General features: G+C 41.5%; 13 protein-coding genes. 11 read left to right on the top strand and 2 right to left on the bottom strand.

Features of this window, described 5'->3' with window-relative positions:
• Nucleotides 1-13 precede the first annotated feature (13 nt).
• From ileS to carB, 7 genes are all read left to right on the top strand, one after another.
• Entirely contained in the window at nt 14-2,824 is a 2,811-nt protein-coding gene (ileS, locus tag PR800_RS10705) for an isoleucine--tRNA ligase (RefSeq protein ID WP_102138983.1), read from the top strand.
• Nucleotides 2,824-3,327: a signal peptidase II gene (gene lspA / locus PR800_RS10700; protein ID WP_102138984.1), complete on the top strand. Its 504-nt coding sequence runs from the start codon at nt 2,824-2,826 to the stop codon at nt 3,325-3,327. Before ileS ends, lspA begins: the two co-directional genes overlap by 1 nt.
• A gap of 82 nt (nt 3,328-3,409) precedes the next feature.
• Nucleotides 3,410-3,880, top strand: coding sequence for an FKBP-type peptidyl-prolyl cis-trans isomerase (fkpB, locus tag PR800_RS10695; RefSeq protein WP_166266644.1), 471 nt, complete (start codon nt 3,410-3,412; stop codon nt 3,878-3,880).
• Entirely contained in the window at nt 3,861-4,814 is a 954-nt protein-coding gene (gene ispH, locus PR800_RS10690; protein ID WP_102138986.1) for a 4-hydroxy-3-methylbut-2-enyl diphosphate reductase, read from the top strand. Before fkpB ends, ispH begins: the two co-directional genes overlap by 20 nt.
• Nucleotides 4,815-5,103: 289 nt before the next feature.
• Nucleotides 5,104-5,925, top strand: coding sequence for a 4-hydroxy-tetrahydrodipicolinate reductase (gene dapB / locus PR800_RS10685; RefSeq protein WP_102138987.1), 822 nt, complete (start codon nt 5,104-5,106; stop codon nt 5,923-5,925).
• A gap of 446 nt (nt 5,926-6,371) precedes the next feature.
• A complete protein-coding gene (carA, locus tag PR800_RS10680; protein ID WP_166266657.1) occupies nt 6,372-7,535 on the top strand; it encodes a glutamine-hydrolyzing carbamoyl-phosphate synthase small subunit in 1,164 nt (387 codons plus the stop codon).
• Between the two features lie 15 nt (nt 7,536-7,550).
• Nucleotides 7,551-10,772: a carbamoyl-phosphate synthase large subunit gene (carB, locus tag PR800_RS10675; protein WP_166266659.1), complete on the top strand. Its 3,222-nt coding sequence runs from the start codon at nt 7,551-7,553 to the stop codon at nt 10,770-10,772.
• A 166-nt stretch (nt 10,773-10,938) separates the two neighbouring features.
• Here carB and PR800_RS10670 read toward each other — a convergent pair whose 3' ends face one another.
• Together PR800_RS10670 and metC are read right to left on the bottom strand one after the other, a co-directional pair.
• Complete coding sequence (locus PR800_RS10670) at nt 10,939-11,616, bottom strand: DedA family protein (RefSeq protein WP_102138991.1); 678 nt, start codon at nt 11,614-11,616, stop codon at nt 10,939-10,941.
• 158 nt (nt 11,617-11,774) lie between these two features.
• On the bottom strand, nt 11,775-12,959 hold the full coding sequence (gene metC / locus PR800_RS10665) for a cystathionine beta-lyase (protein WP_166266661.1): 1,185 nt from the start codon (nt 12,957-12,959) through the stop codon (nt 11,775-11,777).
• A gap of 412 nt (nt 12,960-13,371) precedes the next feature.
• Here metC and exbB point away from each other — a divergent pair, with 412 nt between their 5' ends.
• The 4 genes from exbB (at nt 13,372) to yedF (ending at nt 17,716) form a co-directional block, all read left to right on the top strand.
• Nucleotides 13,372-14,313 carry a tonB-system energizer ExbB gene (exbB, locus tag PR800_RS10660; protein ID WP_102138993.1) on the top strand — a complete coding sequence of 314 codons (942 nt, stop codon included), beginning with the start codon at nt 13,372-13,374 and terminating at the stop codon, nt 14,311-14,313.
• Nucleotides 14,314-14,318: 5 nt separating this feature from the next.
• Complete coding sequence (gene exbD, locus PR800_RS10655) at nt 14,319-14,744, top strand: TonB system transport protein ExbD (RefSeq protein WP_102138994.1); 426 nt, start codon at nt 14,319-14,321, stop codon at nt 14,742-14,744.
• Between the two features lie 1,521 nt (nt 14,745-16,265).
• Complete coding sequence (gene yedE, locus PR800_RS10650; protein ID WP_102138995.1) at nt 16,266-17,480, top strand: selenium metabolism membrane protein YedE/FdhT; 1,215 nt, start codon at nt 16,266-16,268, stop codon at nt 17,478-17,480.
• Nucleotides 17,477-17,716, top strand: a complete 240-nt coding sequence (yedF, locus tag PR800_RS10645; protein WP_004914660.1) for a sulfurtransferase-like selenium metabolism protein YedF — start codon at nt 17,477-17,479, stop codon at nt 17,714-17,716. Before yedE ends, yedF begins: the two co-directional genes overlap by 4 nt.
• Nucleotides 17,717-17,805: the final 89 nt, after the last annotated feature.

Below are 17,805 nucleotides of genomic sequence, written 5' to 3'. Positions count from 1 at the left end.
GAACTGAGAATCGATGAGTGACTATAAAAATACCCTGAATCTACCAGAAACAGGGTTCCCAATGCGTGGCGATCTCGCTAAACGCGAACCACAGATGTTAGAGCGCTGGTACAAAGAAGGTTTGTATCAGGCAATCCGTAAAGCAAAATCGGGCAAAAAAACCTTTATTCTGCACGATGGCCCTCCATATGCTAACGGCAGTATTCATATTGGTCACTCAGTTAACAAAATTCTCAAAGACATTATTATTAAGTCCAAAGGGTTGGCGGGCTATGACTCCCCATACATCCCAGGTTGGGACTGCCATGGATTACCGATTGAACACAAAGTTGAACAAATCGTCGGTAAGCCAGGGGAAAAAGTTTCCGCTGCTGAATTTCGTGCACAATGCCGTCAATACGCTAAAGAGCAAATTGAAGGCCAAAAAGCTGATTTCATGCGTCTAGGTGTATTAGGTGAGTGGGATAAACCTTATCTAACAATGGATTTTAAAACCGAAGCTCACATCATTCGAGCATTGGCGAAAACTATTGCAAACGGCCATTTAGTGAAAGGGGCAAAACCTGTTCACTGGTGTACTGCCTGTGGTTCTTCATTAGCAGAAGCTGAAGTTGAATATTATGATAAAACTTCACCATCTATCTATGTTCGCTTCCCAGCCGTAGATGGTAAAGCTGTGTGTGAAAAATTTGGCATTGTTAGCGAAAAAACACCTTCGTTAGTCATCTGGACAACAACGCCTTGGACTTTGCCTGCTAACCGTGCGATTTCTTTAAACCCTGAGTTTAAATATGATTTAATCGAAGTAAATGGTGAGTTACTCATTTTAGCTGCCGACCTTGTCGAAGTGGTGATGAAAACGGTAGGGGTTGAGGCATGGGCCGTTTTAGGTGAATGTGAAGGTTCTGCACTTGAGCTTTTACGTTTCCAGCATCCATTTATGGGCTTTGATGTGCCTGCAATTTTGGGTGACCACGTGACATTAGACGCCGGTACGGGGGCTGTTCATACTGCACCGGGCCATGGTCCTGAAGACTATGTTGTTGGCCAAAAATATGGTTTAGAAACAGCGAACCCTGTGGGCCCTGATGGCTGCTTCTTACCAAATACTTATCCAACATTAGATGGCGTATTTATTTTCAAAGCGAATGACCTTATCGTTGAATTATTGAACGAAAAAGGCGCGTTACTATACAAACAAGCGATTCAACACAGCTACCCATGCTGCTGGCGCCATAAGACTCCGGTTATCTTCCGTGCTACGCCACAGTGGTTTATCGGTATGGATAAAAACGGCTTACGTGAACAATCTCTGAAAGAAATTGATATTGTTCAATGGATCCCGGGTTGGGGGCGCGCACGAATTGAGTCAATGGTTGAAAACCGTCCAGACTGGTGTATTTCTCGTCAACGTACTTGGGGTACCCCAATGTCGTTATTTGTTCATAAAGACACTGAAGAACTGCACCCTCGTACATTAGAATTAATGGAAGAAGTGGCTAAGCGTGTTGAAGTGGATGGCATCCAAGCATGGTGGGATCTTGACCCTGCTGAGCTGTTGGGTGATGAAGCCGAAACATATCGTAAAGTACCTGACACCTTAGATGTATGGTTTGACTCTGGCTCAACGCACTTTGCGGTTGTGGATGCACGCCCTGAATTCCATGGTAATTCAGCGGATATGTACCTCGAAGGGTCGGACCAACACCGCGGCTGGTTTATGTCATCATTGATGTTATCAACAGCAATGAAAGGTAAAGCACCTTATCGCCAAGTATTGACACATGGCTTCACTGTTGATGGCCAAGGCCGCAAAATGTCTAAATCTTTAGGCAACACAGTGAGCCCTCAAGATGTCATGAATAAACTGGGTGCTGACATCTTACGTTTATGGGTTGCATCAACGGATTACACCGGTGAAATCGCAGTTTCAGATGAAATTTTAAAACGTGCTGCGGACTCATACCGCCGTATTCGTAATACCGCGCGTTTCTTACTGGCTAACCTGAGTGGCTTCAATCCTGAAACCGACATGGTGAAACCAGAAGATATGGTGGTTTTAGACCGCTGGGCGGTGAGCCGTGCTTTAGAAGCTCAGCAAGAGATTGCTAAAGCTTATGATGAATACGACTTCTTGTCTGTGATCCAGAGACTAATGCATTTCTGCTCCATTGAAATGGGGTCATTCTATCTGGATATCATCAAAGACCGTCAGTATACCGCGAAAAGTGATAGCTTAGCGCGTCGTAGCTGCCAAACTGCATTATTCCATATTGTTGAAGCGTTAGTGCGTTGGATGGCTCCAGTTCTGTCATTCACTTCTGATGAAATTTGGAATGAATTACCAGGAAAACGTGCTCAATTCGTTCTTACAGAAGAGTGGTATGACGGTTTATTTGGTTTAGATGAATCAAATGAAATGAACAACAGTTTCTGGACTGAGCTACTGGCTGTTCGTGGTGAAGTGAATAAGGTCTTAGAACAAGCGCGTACTGATAAACTCATCGGGGGCTCATTAGAAGCTGCTGTGACATTGTATGCCGATAAAGCTCTGGCCGAAAAACTGCAAAGCCTTGGTGATGAACTACGCTTTGTTTTACTGACATCACAAGCCCATGTAGCTGATATCGCAACAGCTCCTGCAGATGCGCAAGAAAGCGAATTAAAAGGCCTGAAAATTGCGTTCAGTAAAGCTGCGGGTGAAAAATGTCCTCGCTGCTGGCACTACGCAAGTGATATTGGCTCTTCGAGCGAGCAACCAGAAATTTGTGGTCGCTGTGTCACTAACGTAGCCGGTAACGGCGAAACGCGTAAGTTTGCTTAATGAAGACGCCAGTTTGTTCTACCGGTTTGCGTTGGTTATGGTTGACCATTGTGATCATCGTTGCGGATTTAGGCATTAAGCAGTTAGTGCTTAGTGACCTAAATTTGTACGAGCCACATCCGATAATGCCATTTTTCAACATAATGTACGCACAAAATTTTGGAGCGGCATTTAGTTTCTTGGCTGATGAAGGTGGCTGGCAACGTTGGTTCTTTGCAGGTATTGCAATTGGGATATCCATTATCCTAATGGTCATGATGTATCGTCAAAGCGCACAAAAACGCCTATCAAATATTGCTTATGCATTGATTATTGGTGGTGCTATCGGTAATTTAAGCGATCGTTTAGTTCATGGCTTTGTTATTGATTATCTTGATTTTTACGTTGGTAATTGGCATTGGCCAACATTCAACCTAGCAGATATGGCGATATGTATTGGTGCGGCTCTTGTCATTTTTGAAGGTTTCTTACCCGATAAATCAAAGCAAGAAAAAGCCAAATAACATAGTCGCGCACTAGGTTAGAATGTAATAACTCACAGCCCAGATTTTCTGGGCTGAATTTTATGATAAATAGGTTTGTTTTATGTCTACTCAAATACAGACGCAGAGCTCTGTTTTACTGCATTTCACATTGAAATTGGAAGATGGCTCTACGGCTGATTCTTCGCACGCACAAGGGAAGCCTGCGTTATTTGTTTTAGGGAACGACTCCTTATCGCCAGAACTGGAAGCCCAATTGATTGGCCTTAGTGAAGGTGAAAAGAAAAGTTTTTCACTGCCCGGAGACACGGTTTTTGGGAAACATAATCCTGACTTAGTTCAATATTTTTCATTGCGTGATTTTATAGAAACGGGCATCCCTGAAATTGGTACGATAATGCTATTCACAGCGATGAATGGCAGTGAAATGCCAGGTGTAGTAAAATCAATTGAAGGCGAGTCGATTACAATTGATTTTAATCACCCGCTCGCTGAGCAGCAAATTAGTTTTGATATCGAAGTGCTTGAAGTAGATCCGCAATTGGAGAATCACAATGCAAATATTAATGGCTAACCCTCGTGGGTTTTGTGCAGGCGTAGACCGCGCAATTAGCATCGTAGAAAGGGCATTAGAAATCTATGGCGCTCCAATTTACGTTCGTCACGAAGTGGTTCATAACCGTTATGTTGTTGATGATTTACGTCAACGCGGTGCTATCTTTATTGAGGAAATCTCCGAAGTCCCTGATGGGTCAATCTTGATTTTTTCTGCACACGGAGTTTCCCAAGCTATTCGTCAAGAAGCGCGCTCTCGCGATCTAACAATGTTATTTGATGCGACTTGTCCTTTAGTGACGAAAGTTCATATGGAAGTTGCACGAGCGAGCCGCAAAGGCAAAGAAGCCATTTTAATTGGCCACGCTGGGCACCCAGAAGTCGAAGGTACGATGGGGCAATATAGCAACCCTGAAGGTGGGATGTATCTTGTTGAAAGCCCAGAAGATGTTTGGAAACTGAAAGTGAAAGATGAAAATAATCTCTCTTTCATGACACAAACGACGCTTTCTGTTGATGATACTTCTGATGTCATTGATGCGCTGACATCTCGCTTTCCAAGTATCGTTGGGCCTCGTAAAGACGATATTTGTTATGCAACGACTAACCGCCAAGAAGCGGCGAGAGAGCTTGCAGAACGTGCTGACATTGTTTTAGTCGTCGGTTCTAAAAACTCATCGAACTCAAACCGTCTTGCGGAGTTAGCTTCGCGTATGCAAAAACCTGCCTATTTAATTGATGGTGCGGAAGATATTAAAACGGAATGGTTAGCGGATAAAAATATTATCGGCTTGACAGCAGGGGCATCTGCGCCAGACATTTTAGTTCGACAAGTTATTGATAGACTTAAAGAATTGGGAGCTGATTCTGTTGTTGAATTGCAAGGCCGTGAAGAAAATATCGTCTTCGAAGTTCCTAAAGAATTAAGGGTTGAAGTCAAAGAGATTAATTAATCATTTGATTTTAATTACGGAAACAGCCGCTTTATGATCCCGATCTCGCGGCTGTTTTAACCTTTCCATTCAAATAGTTCCTTTCGAATATCCTCTGAATTAAAACTTTTACTGATAATCCTTTCTCTCTCTACGCTTTTGTTAATAACGATACATTTTTGCTAGCAGAATATGGTCAGGATAGTTAATCTGTATCACAATCATTTCTAAACTGTGGGTAAAAATAGTCTTTTTATCCTAAGCAACAGTTCAAATTTATCTATTTGCATTAATTAAAAAAGGATAAACCATGGCGAATTCAGTGGTACGTGTTGCAGTCGTTGGTGCAGGTGGGCGTATGGGACGCCAGCTAATTCAAGCCGCGCAGCAACAGGATGGCATTCAATTAGGTGCAGCGATTGAGCGTGAGGGCTCATCGCTTATCGGGACAGATGCAGGTGAGCTCGCTGGTATCGGTAAGTTAGGTATTTCCATTGTTGATTCGCTAAATCAGGTTGTTAATGATTTTGATGTTGTCATTGATTTCACTCGCCCAGAAGGGACTTTACACTACCTTGCATTTTGTAAAGCCAACCAAAAAGCGATGGTAATTGGAACGACAGGTTTTGATGAGCAAGGTAAGCAAGCCATCGCCGAAGCGGCGAAATCCATTCCTATTGTCTTTGCGGCAAATTTCAGTGTTGGTGTCAATGTGGTGCTGAAATTACTGGAAAAAGCAGCAAAAGTGATGGGAAATTACACTGATATTGAAATTGTTGAAGCACATCACCGCCATAAAGTGGATGCGCCATCAGGTACGGCTCTAGCTATGGGGGAGTCTATTGCTACTGCACTTGGGAAAGACTTAAAAGAGTGTGCGGTATATACCCGTGAAGGTTATACAGGGGAGAGAGAACCTGGAACCATTGGTTTTGCAACTATTCGTGCTGGGGATATTGTCGGTGAACATACCGCAATGTTTGCAGATATTGGTGAGCGAGTAGAAATTACCCATAAGGCCTCTAGCCGTATGACCTTTGCAAATGGCGCCATCAGGGCATCTGGTTGGGTTTGCGATAGAAATAGTGGGTTATATGATATGAAAGATGTATTAAATCTGGATGATTTATAGTTTTTTTATTTTTATTTTCAATTATAAATTAGTTATTTGTGATTTGTTTTTTGTATTTTTAATATCGATTTAAATTATTTTACTTTAAATCGATATTAGTTCATGTTTTATGTGTTTTTCTCTTCTTTTTTGGTCGTTAATTATCCTTTTCTCCCTCTTCTAGCTGGGTTATTATCAATAAACTAGTTATCTTGCTTTGCAACCGTTTACTTATTCATTTTTACTATGGTTTATACTGATCATCCAACTAAAAATGAGGTAGTTAAGTAAAAAAGTAAGATAAAAGTGAAAAAAATGCATTTTTTTCTAGACAAGACTCCATCTCATCATTAGAATGCGCGCAATTTGCCAAAAATTTGCTTAAAAACTCATTTTGGCATTGATTTAGATCGCAAAATCTGAATTAATATGCATAAAACGTGATTTATTATTCTCCGGAGGGTGTTTTGATTAAGTCAGCTATATTGGTTCTGGAAGACGGAACCCAATTCCACGGGCGTGCTATCGGTGCAGAAGGCGCTGCTGTTGGAGAAGTCGTTTTCAACACGTCGATGACCGGATATCAAGAAATAATTACAGACCCTTCCTATTCCCGCCAAATTGTTACTCTCACTTATCCCCATATTGGTAATGTCGGCACTAATGCTGATGACGAAGAATCTCCAAATGTTCATGCGCAAGGCTTAATCATTCGTGACTTACCATTGGTTTACAGTAACTTCCGCGGGCAAGAAGGGTTATCCGAATATCTAAAACGCCATAACGTCGTGGCGATTGCGGATATCGATACACGTAAATTGACACGTTTACTGAGAGAAAAAGGCGCACAAAACGGTTGTATCATTGCGGGTGATAACCCTGATGTTGCACTCGCATTGGAAAAAGCGCGTAGTTTTTCAGGTTTGAATGGGTTGGATTTGGCAAAAGAAGTCTGCACTAAAGAGATTTATAACTGGTCCCAAGGTTCATGGACGCTGGAAAATGGCCAGCAAGGCGCGAAAACCGCGGAAGAACTCCCTTTACATGTTGTCGCTTATGACTTCGGTGCGAAGCGTAATATCTTACGTATGTTAGTTGACCGCGGCTGTCGTTTAACGGTGGTGCCAGCAACAACATCCGCAGAAACCGTATTGGCGATGAACCCCGATGGTATTTTCTTATCGAATGGCCCTGGTGACCCGGCCCCTTGTGATTATGCAATCAAAGCAATTGAAACCTTTTTAACCACAGAAATCCCCGTATTTGGTATTTGTTTAGGTCACCAATTACTTGCTCTGGCTAGCGGAGCCAATACCATGAAAATGAAGTTTGGCCATCATGGTGCTAACCATCCTGTTAAAGATTTAGACAAAGATGTGGTGATGATCACGGCGCAAAACCATGGTTTTGCGGTTGATGAATCGACACTTCCCGATACACTGCGCGTGACTCACAAGTCACTGTTTGATGGAACATTGCAAGGTATTCACCGTACGGATAAACCTGCATTTAGTTTTCAAGGCCACCCAGAAGCAAGTTCAGGGCCACATGATGCGGCAAATTTATTCGACCATTTTATTGAGTTAATTAATGAATACCGTCAAAACACCCCTCGTCAAAACGCACAATAATCGGGAGCAAGAGAAATGGCAAAACGTACTGATATAAAAAGCATTCTGATTTTAGGTGCCGGCCCAATTGTGATTGGCCAGGCATGTGAATTTGACTACTCAGGTGCTCAAGCGTGTAAAGCATTGCGTGAAGAAGGCTATCGCGTAATCTTAGTTAACTCGAACCCTGCGACTATTATGACTGACCCAGAAATGGCAGATGCAACTTACATCGAGCCGATTCACTGGGAAGTTGTGCGTAAAATCATTGAAAAAGAGCGCCCTGATGCCGTTCTACCGACTATGGGCGGCCAAACGGCATTAAACTGTGCGCTTGAATTAGAACGTAAAGGTGTTTTGGCTGAGTTTGGCGTGACCATGATTGGGGCGACCGCTGATGCAATTGATAAAGCAGAAGATCGCCAACGTTTTGATAAAGCAATGAAAAAAATCGGCTTGGGCACAGCACGCTCAGGTATCGCACATAATATGGAAGAAGCTTATGCCGTTGCAGATGCGGTCGGTTTTCCCTGTATTATTCGCCCATCATTTACGATGGGGGGGACCGGTGGCGGTATCGCCTATAACCGCGAAGAGTTTGAAGAAATCTGTACTCGCGGTTTAGATTTATCCCCGACTAACGAATTATTGATTGATGAGTCGCTGATTGGTTGGAAAGAATATGAAATGGAAGTTGTCCGCGATAAAAAAGACAACTGTATTATCGTCTGTTCCATTGAAAACTTCGATGCGATGGGGATCCACACGGGTGACTCTATCACCGTCGCGCCAGCTCAAACATTGACCGATAAAGAATACCAAATCATGCGTGACGCATCGATGGCCGTATTGCGTGAAATCGGCGTTGAAACAGGTGGCTCTAACGTTCAATTCGCGGTTAACCCTAAAGATGGGCGCTTAATTGTTATTGAAATGAACCCGCGGGTTTCACGTTCATCGGCACTTGCCTCTAAAGCGACAGGCTTCCCAATCGCTAAAATTGCAGCGAAATTAGCTGTCGGTTATACCCTTGATGAGTTAATGAATGACATCACTGGTGGCCGTACCCCTGCATCATTCGAACCTTCCATTGACTACGTTGTGACAAAAATTCCGCGCTTTAACTTTGAAAAATTTGCGGGCACGAATGACCGGCTCACAACGCAAATGAAATCGGTTGGCGAAGTGATGGCTATTGGCCGTACATTCCAAGAATCAATGCAAAAAGCGTTACGTGGGTTAGAAGTGGGGGCAACAGGCTTCGACCCGAAAGTGGCTCAAGAAGACCCTGAAGCACTGACTCGTATCCGTCGTGAACTAAAAGATGCAGGTGGAGAGCGTATTTGGTTCGTTGCGGATGCATTCCGTGCGGGTCTTTCTGTTGATGGTGTTTTCAATTTAACCAATATTGACCGCTGGTTCTTAGTGCAAATCGAAGAACTGGTACGTTTAGAAGAAGAAGTGGCTGAATTAGGTATCAATGGCCTGACTAAAGACTTCTTACGTGTACTCAAACGGAAAGGTTTTGCAGATGCCCGTTTAGCTAGTCTAGTAGGGGTTTCTGAAGCAGAACTGCGTAAATTACGTCAAGGTTATGATTTACATCCTGTATATAAACGTGTTGATACCTGTGCGGCAGAATTTGCAACAGATACGGCTTATATGTATTCCACTTATGAAGATGAGTGTGAGTCAAACCCAAATAATGCTAAACCGAAGGTGATGGTATTAGGTGGTGGGCCAAACCGGATTGGGCAAGGGATTGAATTTGACTATTGCTGCGTGCATGCATCTTTAGCGTTACGCGAAGACGGCTATGAAACCATCATGGTCAACTGTAATCCTGAAACCGTTTCAACTGACTATGACACCTCAGACCGTCTCTATTTTGAACCTGTCACCCTTGAAGATGTGCTGGAAATTGTGCGTATCGAGCAGCCAAAAGGTGTGATTGTGCAATATGGTGGCCAAACACCATTAAAATTAGCTAGAGCATTGGAAGCAGCAGGTGTTCCTGTTATTGGTACGAGCCCAGATGCTATTGACCGCGCAGAAGATCGTGAACGTTTCCAGCAAGCCGTTAATCGCTTGAACTTGAAGCAACCAGAGAACGCAACTGTCACAGCGATTGAGCAAGCTGTTGAAAAAGCGGCAGGGATCGGTTACCCACTGGTGGTTCGCCCATCCTATGTGTTAGGTGGTCGTGCGATGGAAATTGTATATGACGAAATCGATTTACGTCGCTATTTCCAAACCGCGGTAAGTGTCTCTAACGATGCGCCAGTGCTACTTGACCGCTTTTTAGACGATGCCATTGAAGTTGACGTAGATGCGATTTGTGACGGTGAGATGGTGCTGATTGGCGGTATCATGGAGCACATTGAGCAAGCTGGCGTACACTCTGGTGACTCTGCATGTTCACTCCCTGCATATACACTTAGCCAAGAAATCCAAGATGTGATGCGCGAACAAGTTCGCAACCTTGCCTTCGAGTTACGTGTGCGTGGCTTGATGAACGTGCAGTTTGCCGTCAAAAATAACGAAGTTTATTTAATCGAAGTCAATCCACGTGCCGCAAGGACAGTACCTTTCGTGTCTAAAGCAACAGGTGTGCCATTAGCGAAGGTTGCCGCGCGTGTGATGGTGGGGCAAACCTTGACACAGCAAGGGGTGACGGAAGAAGTTATTCCACCATATTACTCTGTGAAAGAGGTGGTACTGCCATTCAATAAATTCCCTGGTGTTGACCCAATTCTTGGGCCTGAAATGCGTTCAACAGGCGAAGTCATGGGTGTCGGCCGGACATTTGCAGAAGCATTCGCTAAAGCGATGTTAGGTAGCAGCTCGACCATGAAAAAATCTGGTCGCGCGCTGTTGTCTGTTCGTGAAGGTGATAAAACAAAAGTTGTCGATTTAGCCGCTAAGTTGTTAAAACATGGCTTTGAGCTAGATGCGACTCACGGTACTGCGATTGTGCTAGGAGAGGCTGGTATTAACCCGCGCCTCGTCAATAAGGTTCATGAAGGTCGTCCACACATTCAAGATAGAATTAAGAATGGTGAATATGACTACATTGTGAATACTACTGCTGGCCGCCAAGCCATTGAGGACTCAAAATTAATTCGCCGCAGTGCATTGCGTTATAAAGTTCATTATGACACGACGTTGAATGGCGGGTTTGCCACTACGATGTCGCTCAGCGCAGACCCAACCGATACGGTGATCTCTGTACAAGAAATGCATGCATTAATTAAGTAATTATTTAAAGTCATCTACATAAGCCTCAGTATTCAATCTACTGGGGCTTTTTTATTGCTATTCTATAAAGCCATCTCCTGACGAGAGGGTAATTATCTGGTGATATAATGGATAAGATGGAATTTTAGCCAAATGGCCGCTAACTAGCGGCCATTACTCGGTTATATTATGATTTCTCTTTGCTACTCGAGAGCGCCTTGCGGTGTTTCCAATACATTACAATTGAACCAATTAGGCCACTAATCAGTAGGATAACTGGGATAATCATCAGCGCACTAATCACGATTTGCTCGTGTTCTTTCACAAAAGGAATTTGGTTTAGGGCATAGCCTAAGGTGACAATCAAACCAACCCATAGCAAACCACTTAGCCAGTTAAAAAACTGGAAACGGCGATGACTCAACTCAGATAACCCAGCGAGTAAAGGCAATATTGTTCTTACAAATGCGAGGAAGCGTCCTATAAGTAAGGCGTATAAGCCTTGCTTGTTAAACATATTGTTTGCTTTGGTGTGATATTCCTCTGGAATTTGGGCAAGCCAGCGCTTCACAACCTGAGTTTCACTTAGCCATCGGCCTTGTAGAAAACCTATCCAACACCCTAAGCTTGCAGCGACTGTTAGTAACAATATAGTCGGAATAAAGTGTAAGACTCCCTTAGCAATCAATGCACCTGAAAGGATCAGCAAGGTATCACCAGGTAGGAAAGCAGCGGGCAAAACGCCATTTTCTAAGACAATGACGACAAAAAGTACGGTATAAATAACCCAAAGTACTTCAGGGTTGGAGAGTTTAAGGAAATCGTGGTGCCAAAGCGCCAGTACGATTTCGCGTAGGACTTCCATAATTATTCCTGTATCTGCATAAAAGCGAATTTCTTTATCATCTATATTACAGGAAAAAAAGAGCTCAAGTTTGATTTGTTTGAAGAATTAATCATTTAGTGGAAAAATTGCAGGAAACATTTAACGCTGCTCCTGCAATTAATATATTGATTTTTAATTTAAATTCTTTCAAAAGCTAATTGTAAGTCGTGAATTAAATCATCGGTGTGCTCTAAGCCTATATGCACTCGGAAGAAGGTACCTTCTTTTGGTGAAAAATCATATTGCCGCATATTGAGTAAATCTTCTTTTTGGTACCCTAAAATCAGCGACTCAAAACCTCCCCATGAATAACCCATTTTAAAATGGCTAAAATTATCAAGGAAAGCGGTAAATTGTTCCGTGGTTAAGCGTGATTTTAGCTGGAAAGAGAAAAGGCCATTAGACCCGGTAAAATCACGAATAAAGAATTCATGACCTGGAGAATTTTCAAGTGCCGGGTGAAAAACCTGTTCAACTTCAGGGCGCTGCTGTAGCCAATTCGCAACTTGTAAGCTATTAATTTGATGCTGTTTTAATCGAGTCGGCAATGTGTGCAGCCCTCGATTAGCCATATAAACAGTGTCTGGGTCAGCCGTTTGGCCTAAGAGATATGAATTTTCACGTAATGTTTCAATACAGCGTTGGTTTGCCACCGCAAGGCCAAGCATTCCGTCGGAATGGCCATTGATATATTTAGTTGCTGATTGGATTGACACATCCACATCAAATAATAAAGGTTTAAGTAAAACACCTGCTGCCCAAGTGTTATCAATCATAATCACAATTTCAGGTGATTTAGCGCGTATAGCTTTCACCATTGCAGGTAAATCATGGACTTCCATGGTGATAGACCCGGGAGACTCTAAAAATACAATACGCGTATTGGGCTGAATTAAATCAGCAATATTCATTCCGATGAGTGGGTCAAAATACGTGGTTTGGATATTTAGCTTAGTAAGGATATTGTCGCAAAAATTTTGGGTTGGATCATAAGCTGACCCTGTCACAAGGATATGTTCGCCAGCAGAAATAAAGGACAAAATGGCATTGGTAATTGCGGCAGCACCTGATGGGTAAAGGACACACCCTGCACCCGCTTCTAATTCAGTCATTGCTTCTTGAAAAGCGAAATGTGTTTGTGTCCCGCGACGCCCATAAAATAGTACGTTATTTGCGCGATGGCGAGTTGCATGACGTTTTTCTTCAAGCGAATCAAAAATAATCGAAGAGGCTCGCTGAATAACAGGGTTTACCCCTTTTTGTGTGTATTTCGGGTTCCGCCCAATATGGACTAATTGTGTTTCAGGTTTTATGTCTGCCATGATTTTTCCCTACACAGAATATGAACTGGTTAAACTTAGAGGTGATTTATACTAAGACGTTAAATGATCCTGATAGAAATGTAACTTGAGTATTCTTCAACTTTCAAACTGTAGGTAAATTTTATTTGTAAGATTGGGAATGAACATTTAATTGAACCGCGAATTATTAAGGAAAATAACCGCATAGTAGAGAAGGTCATGTTTGTCTAAACGCAAAAAAATATAAAAAAATCGCGAATACTAATGATAATTACTATCAATTCGCGCTGTGTTTGATATCATCAGCACCGTCTTTTTGAAAAGAGACGGACAGCGCGAGTCAAATTTCGCTTTTAAAGGTTAGTCGATGAATGGCACAATCATCGATATGAATTTTTTTATACAACACTAAAAAGAGAGTAAAGGCCAACTGATGCGTAAACTAACAGCTTCTATTCTATTGGCGTTCGGCTTGATGGGTACGGCAGTCGCTGAAACCACACCTGCAACAACACCAGCTGCGTCTCAAAATACACCATCAACACAACCAGCAGCAAATCCGGCTGCACCAACAACAACACCAAGTGCTGAAGTTTCATCAGTACCCGCTGAACCTGCACAAGGCGAAGCCGTGAACACAACTGTTGTTAATGAAAATATTGAAATTGCAACAGAAGCACCAACGGGTGGCTTTGACCAAGACTTATCTGTTTGGGGAATGTACCAAGGCGCAGATAACATTGTTAAAACAGTCATGATAGGGCTTGTTATTGCTTCTGTTATTACTTGGGCAATATTTTTCTCAAAAGGTTTAGAGATTTTAGTGGCTCGCCGCCGCTTAAAAGCAGAAGCGAAAGCAATTGCTGAGGTGAAGTCACTTGATGAAGCTGTCAGTATCGCAGAAGGTTTCAAAGCAAATAGCATTACTCGTATGTTATTAAACGAAGCCGTTACTGAGCGAGCGTTATCAGCAAATAGCTCTGATTTATCAGGCACAAAAGAGCGCACATCATTCCGTCTAGAAAGGGCAGTTGCTGCTATTAGTCGTTATATGGGGCGTGGAAATGGTTATTTAGCTACTATTGGTGCGATTTCTCCATTCGTCGGTTTATTTGGAACTGTCTGGGGGATCATGAACAGCTTTATCGGGATTGCTCACTCACAAACGACTAACCTTGCGGTTGTTGCGCCAGGTATTGCAGAAGCGTTATTGGCGACAGCAATTGGTCTTATTGCCGCTATCCCTGCGGTTGTGATTTATAATATTTTTGCTCGTATGATTAACAACTATCGTGGTCAAGTAGGGGATGTCGCTGCTCAGTCTGCGTTGTTGCTGGGGCGTGATCTTGATCTGGCAAATAGCAAAGCAAGGTAATTATTATGGCAATGCGTTTAGGTGACGAACAAGACGATAGCGGTGAAATGCATGAAATTAACGTAACACCTTTTATTGATGTTATGTTGGTTTTATTGATTATCTTTATGGTTGCAGCACCATTGGCAACAGTTGATATTAAAGTCGACTTACCCGCCTCGACAGCGAAGCCGCAACCACGTCCAGAAAAACCTGTATTTTTAACGGTGAAATCGGACAGCCAGCTTTTTATTGGTGACCAAGCTGTGACAAAAGAACAGCTTGCTTCTACACTTGACCAAGCAACAAGTTCTAATAAGGAAACAACAATCTTTTTCCAAGCGGACAAGAGTGTTGATTATGAAACGATGATGGATGTAATGAATGCATTGCGTCAATCAGGGTACTTGAAGATTGGTTTAGTCGGAATGGAAGCAACATCCTCAAAATAAGCTAATTAAATCCTATAAACGCGTTTTATCATTAAGGGTAAAACGCGTTTTTTATTATCTAATGGTACCCAAAGTTATATCTGTCGTTTTTTAAACTCTCTTTCGGCACTCTTTTTGGATATTCCATCGCATTTATTTACCTAATTAAATTTTTTTTAAAGAATTTTATTCTTATTTGACGCTCTTTATTCGTTATTTGATAAGATGAGTTGGCTATTGTATTCATTTTTTCACACTATTTTGGATACTTTTGTTTGTATTTCCTATAAATAATGATGAATCATATTAATTTTTATAATCAATAGCTGTGTGTTCTTCATTTTTCACCATGGTTTCTTCTATGGATATTACCTTTTTATTTATGTATATATTAGTTAGATTAATTTATTTCTCTGGTTTTTTCGTTCTAAAATACGAGTTAAATAGCATATAAATACTGATTATTTTATCAATAACGATGCAATGAGATGGGAAACTTAATGAAAAATAAACCATGTTTCTAATAAGGATTTATAAAAAATATCATTTTTAATCGATTTAGTGTATTCCATTATTTATTTTGTGGTTATTTTGTGTGGGAATATTAATCAAAAAGTGATTGTTTATCATAGAGCTGGTTATTTTTGCTTTGATTTTTTAGAATAATAAAATTAAATTAAGTAAATACCACTAATAATTATAATTAAATAATATGTAAACATTATTAATGTTAAAGTGGTTTTATTATATTCAGAAAATATATTTGTAAAATTACTTAGTATATTCAATTAATATTAAATTTATTTTCAAGATTAAAATGAATTATTTTTTAGGAACAATGTAAATTGTTTGTAATAACTTAATGATAGGTTAAATATTTTGCTGTCTTTTTGTGGTTTAATCTTATGTTGTTGATTTTAATGGGCTTTGTATTTAACCCTGCATTGTTAAGTGAAAATAAAAAAACACTTGCGCAACAAAGGTGTTTCGCTATAATGCAATCAATAACATTTAGAAACACTTTTAAATACTTTATTATATTGAGTTATCTATTTTTATAATTTACTTAGCTAGGGAATCAATAAGGCCAATACTAATTTGGAAATAATACAAAGTTAGTGAATATTTAGGTCTTTGAATTAAAAATAGATATAATTACTTAACAGGTAACTCAGTGAGTGTATTTATACCGTGATATAAGTGTTATTACTGGAGTCAAATGGGCTGACTACAGACTACGCATAGCAAGCGTCGCCGTAATACGGCAATTTCATATTATACTTTTTTATAGATAAAATAAGACTACACTTCCAGCGTTATCATTGAGATAACGCTTTTTTTTTATTCTAATCTACCTCTTTGGATCTTGAGTAGCACAAGGTCAATCTGTCTCTCGTTTTATGATGAAATAACTTCACGAAAAAATTTATCGGAGTATGATGTGCCTCTTCGCTGTGGGGATCGATATAAATACTTATAACGATAATTATACAACGGCGAGCTTCTCTGCCAAGGTCTGGCGTGAATGAATTGGAAGTAACAATGACTTGGTCTGATTTTAAATCTCGCTATCTCATCGGTTTTTGGAAACCATTACCTGCAGTTATTGCCGCAGGTATCTTATCAACCTATTACTTTGGTTTGACTGGCACGTTTTGGGCAGTTACGGGTGAGTTTACGCGTTGGGGCGGGCACATCATGCAATTATTTGGCGCTGAACCAGAGACATGGGGCTATTTCAAAGTTATTGGTTTCGAAGGTACACCACTAGATCGCATTGATGGTGTGATGATTATTGGCATGTTTGCTGGCTGTTTTGCCGCGGCATTATGGGCCAATAATATTAAATTACGAATGCCTCAGCATAGGATCCGGATTTTTCAAGCTATTTTGGGCGGTATTATCGCTGGATTTGGTGCTCGTTTAGCAATGGGGTGTAATTTAGCCGCATTCTTTACTGGGATCCCTCAGTTCTCATTACACGCGTGGTATTTTGCTGTTGCTACTGCGGCAGGGTCATATTTTGGTGCGAAATTCACACTAATGCCAATGTTCCGCATTCCAGTGAAATTGAAAAAAGTTAGCACTGCATCACCATTAACACAAAATCATGATGCGGCAAAAAGACGCTTTAAACTGGGAATGGTGATTTTCACATTAGCGCTGGCTTGGGGCTTTTATACTTTATTAGATTCCCCTGTGATGGGCTTCGCCATTTTATGTGGTATTGGCTTCGGGCTATTAATTGAAAGAGCACAAATTTGTTTTACCTCTGCATTTCGTGACTTGTGGATCACCGGACGCACACATATGGCGAAAGCTATTATTATAGGTATGGCAGTCAGTGCGATTGGTATTTTTAGCTATGTCCAGCTAGGTGCAACGCCAAAAATTTTATGGGCTGGGCCGAATGCGGTCATTGGTGGATTACTGTTTGGCTTTGGTATTGTGCTCGCCGGTGGTTGTGAAACGGGCTGGATGTACCGCGCGGTAGAGGGCCAAGTCCATTATTGGTGGGTCGGTTTTGGTAATATTATTGGCGCTACGGTGCTGGCTTATTATTGGGATGATTTAGGCCCTTGGCTAGCGACTGATTTCGACAAAGTCAATCTACTGGAAACCTTTGGGCCAGAAGGTGGGTTACTGGTCACTTATGGATTACTAGCGGTAGCATTCGTGTTGATGTTGGTCTGGGAAAAACACTTTTTCCGTAAACGTTCTCAAAAAGCATCTAATGTATCCGTGGAGGTAGTATGAGTAAGAAAGACATTATCCCTGATTATCGTTTAGATATGGTTGGAGAACCGTGCCCATATCCTGCAGTCGCGACACTAGAAGCAATGCCATCGTTGAAAAAAGGCGAAATTTTAGAGGTGGTAAGTGATTGCCCGCAATCGATTAATAATATTCCTCTAGATGCCAAAAACTACGGTTATACGGTGTTGGATATTCAGCAAGATGGGCCGACTATTCGCTATCTTATCCAAAAATAACGGATACGCGTCATATTTTGCACTGTCGCGGTGTTGGCTTCATGCGTTAGCCCTAGTCACATACTTGTGTATGCTCCTAGGTTCTAACT

Origin of the sequence: Providencia sp. PROV205 (genome assembly GCF_028479505.1) — a bacterium.
GTDB lineage: Bacteria > Pseudomonadota > Gammaproteobacteria > Enterobacterales > Enterobacteriaceae > Providencia > Providencia huaxiensis.
The sequence above is the reverse complement of the archived record's forward strand: the minus strand, read 5'-3'. Positions and strand labels throughout refer to the sequence as shown.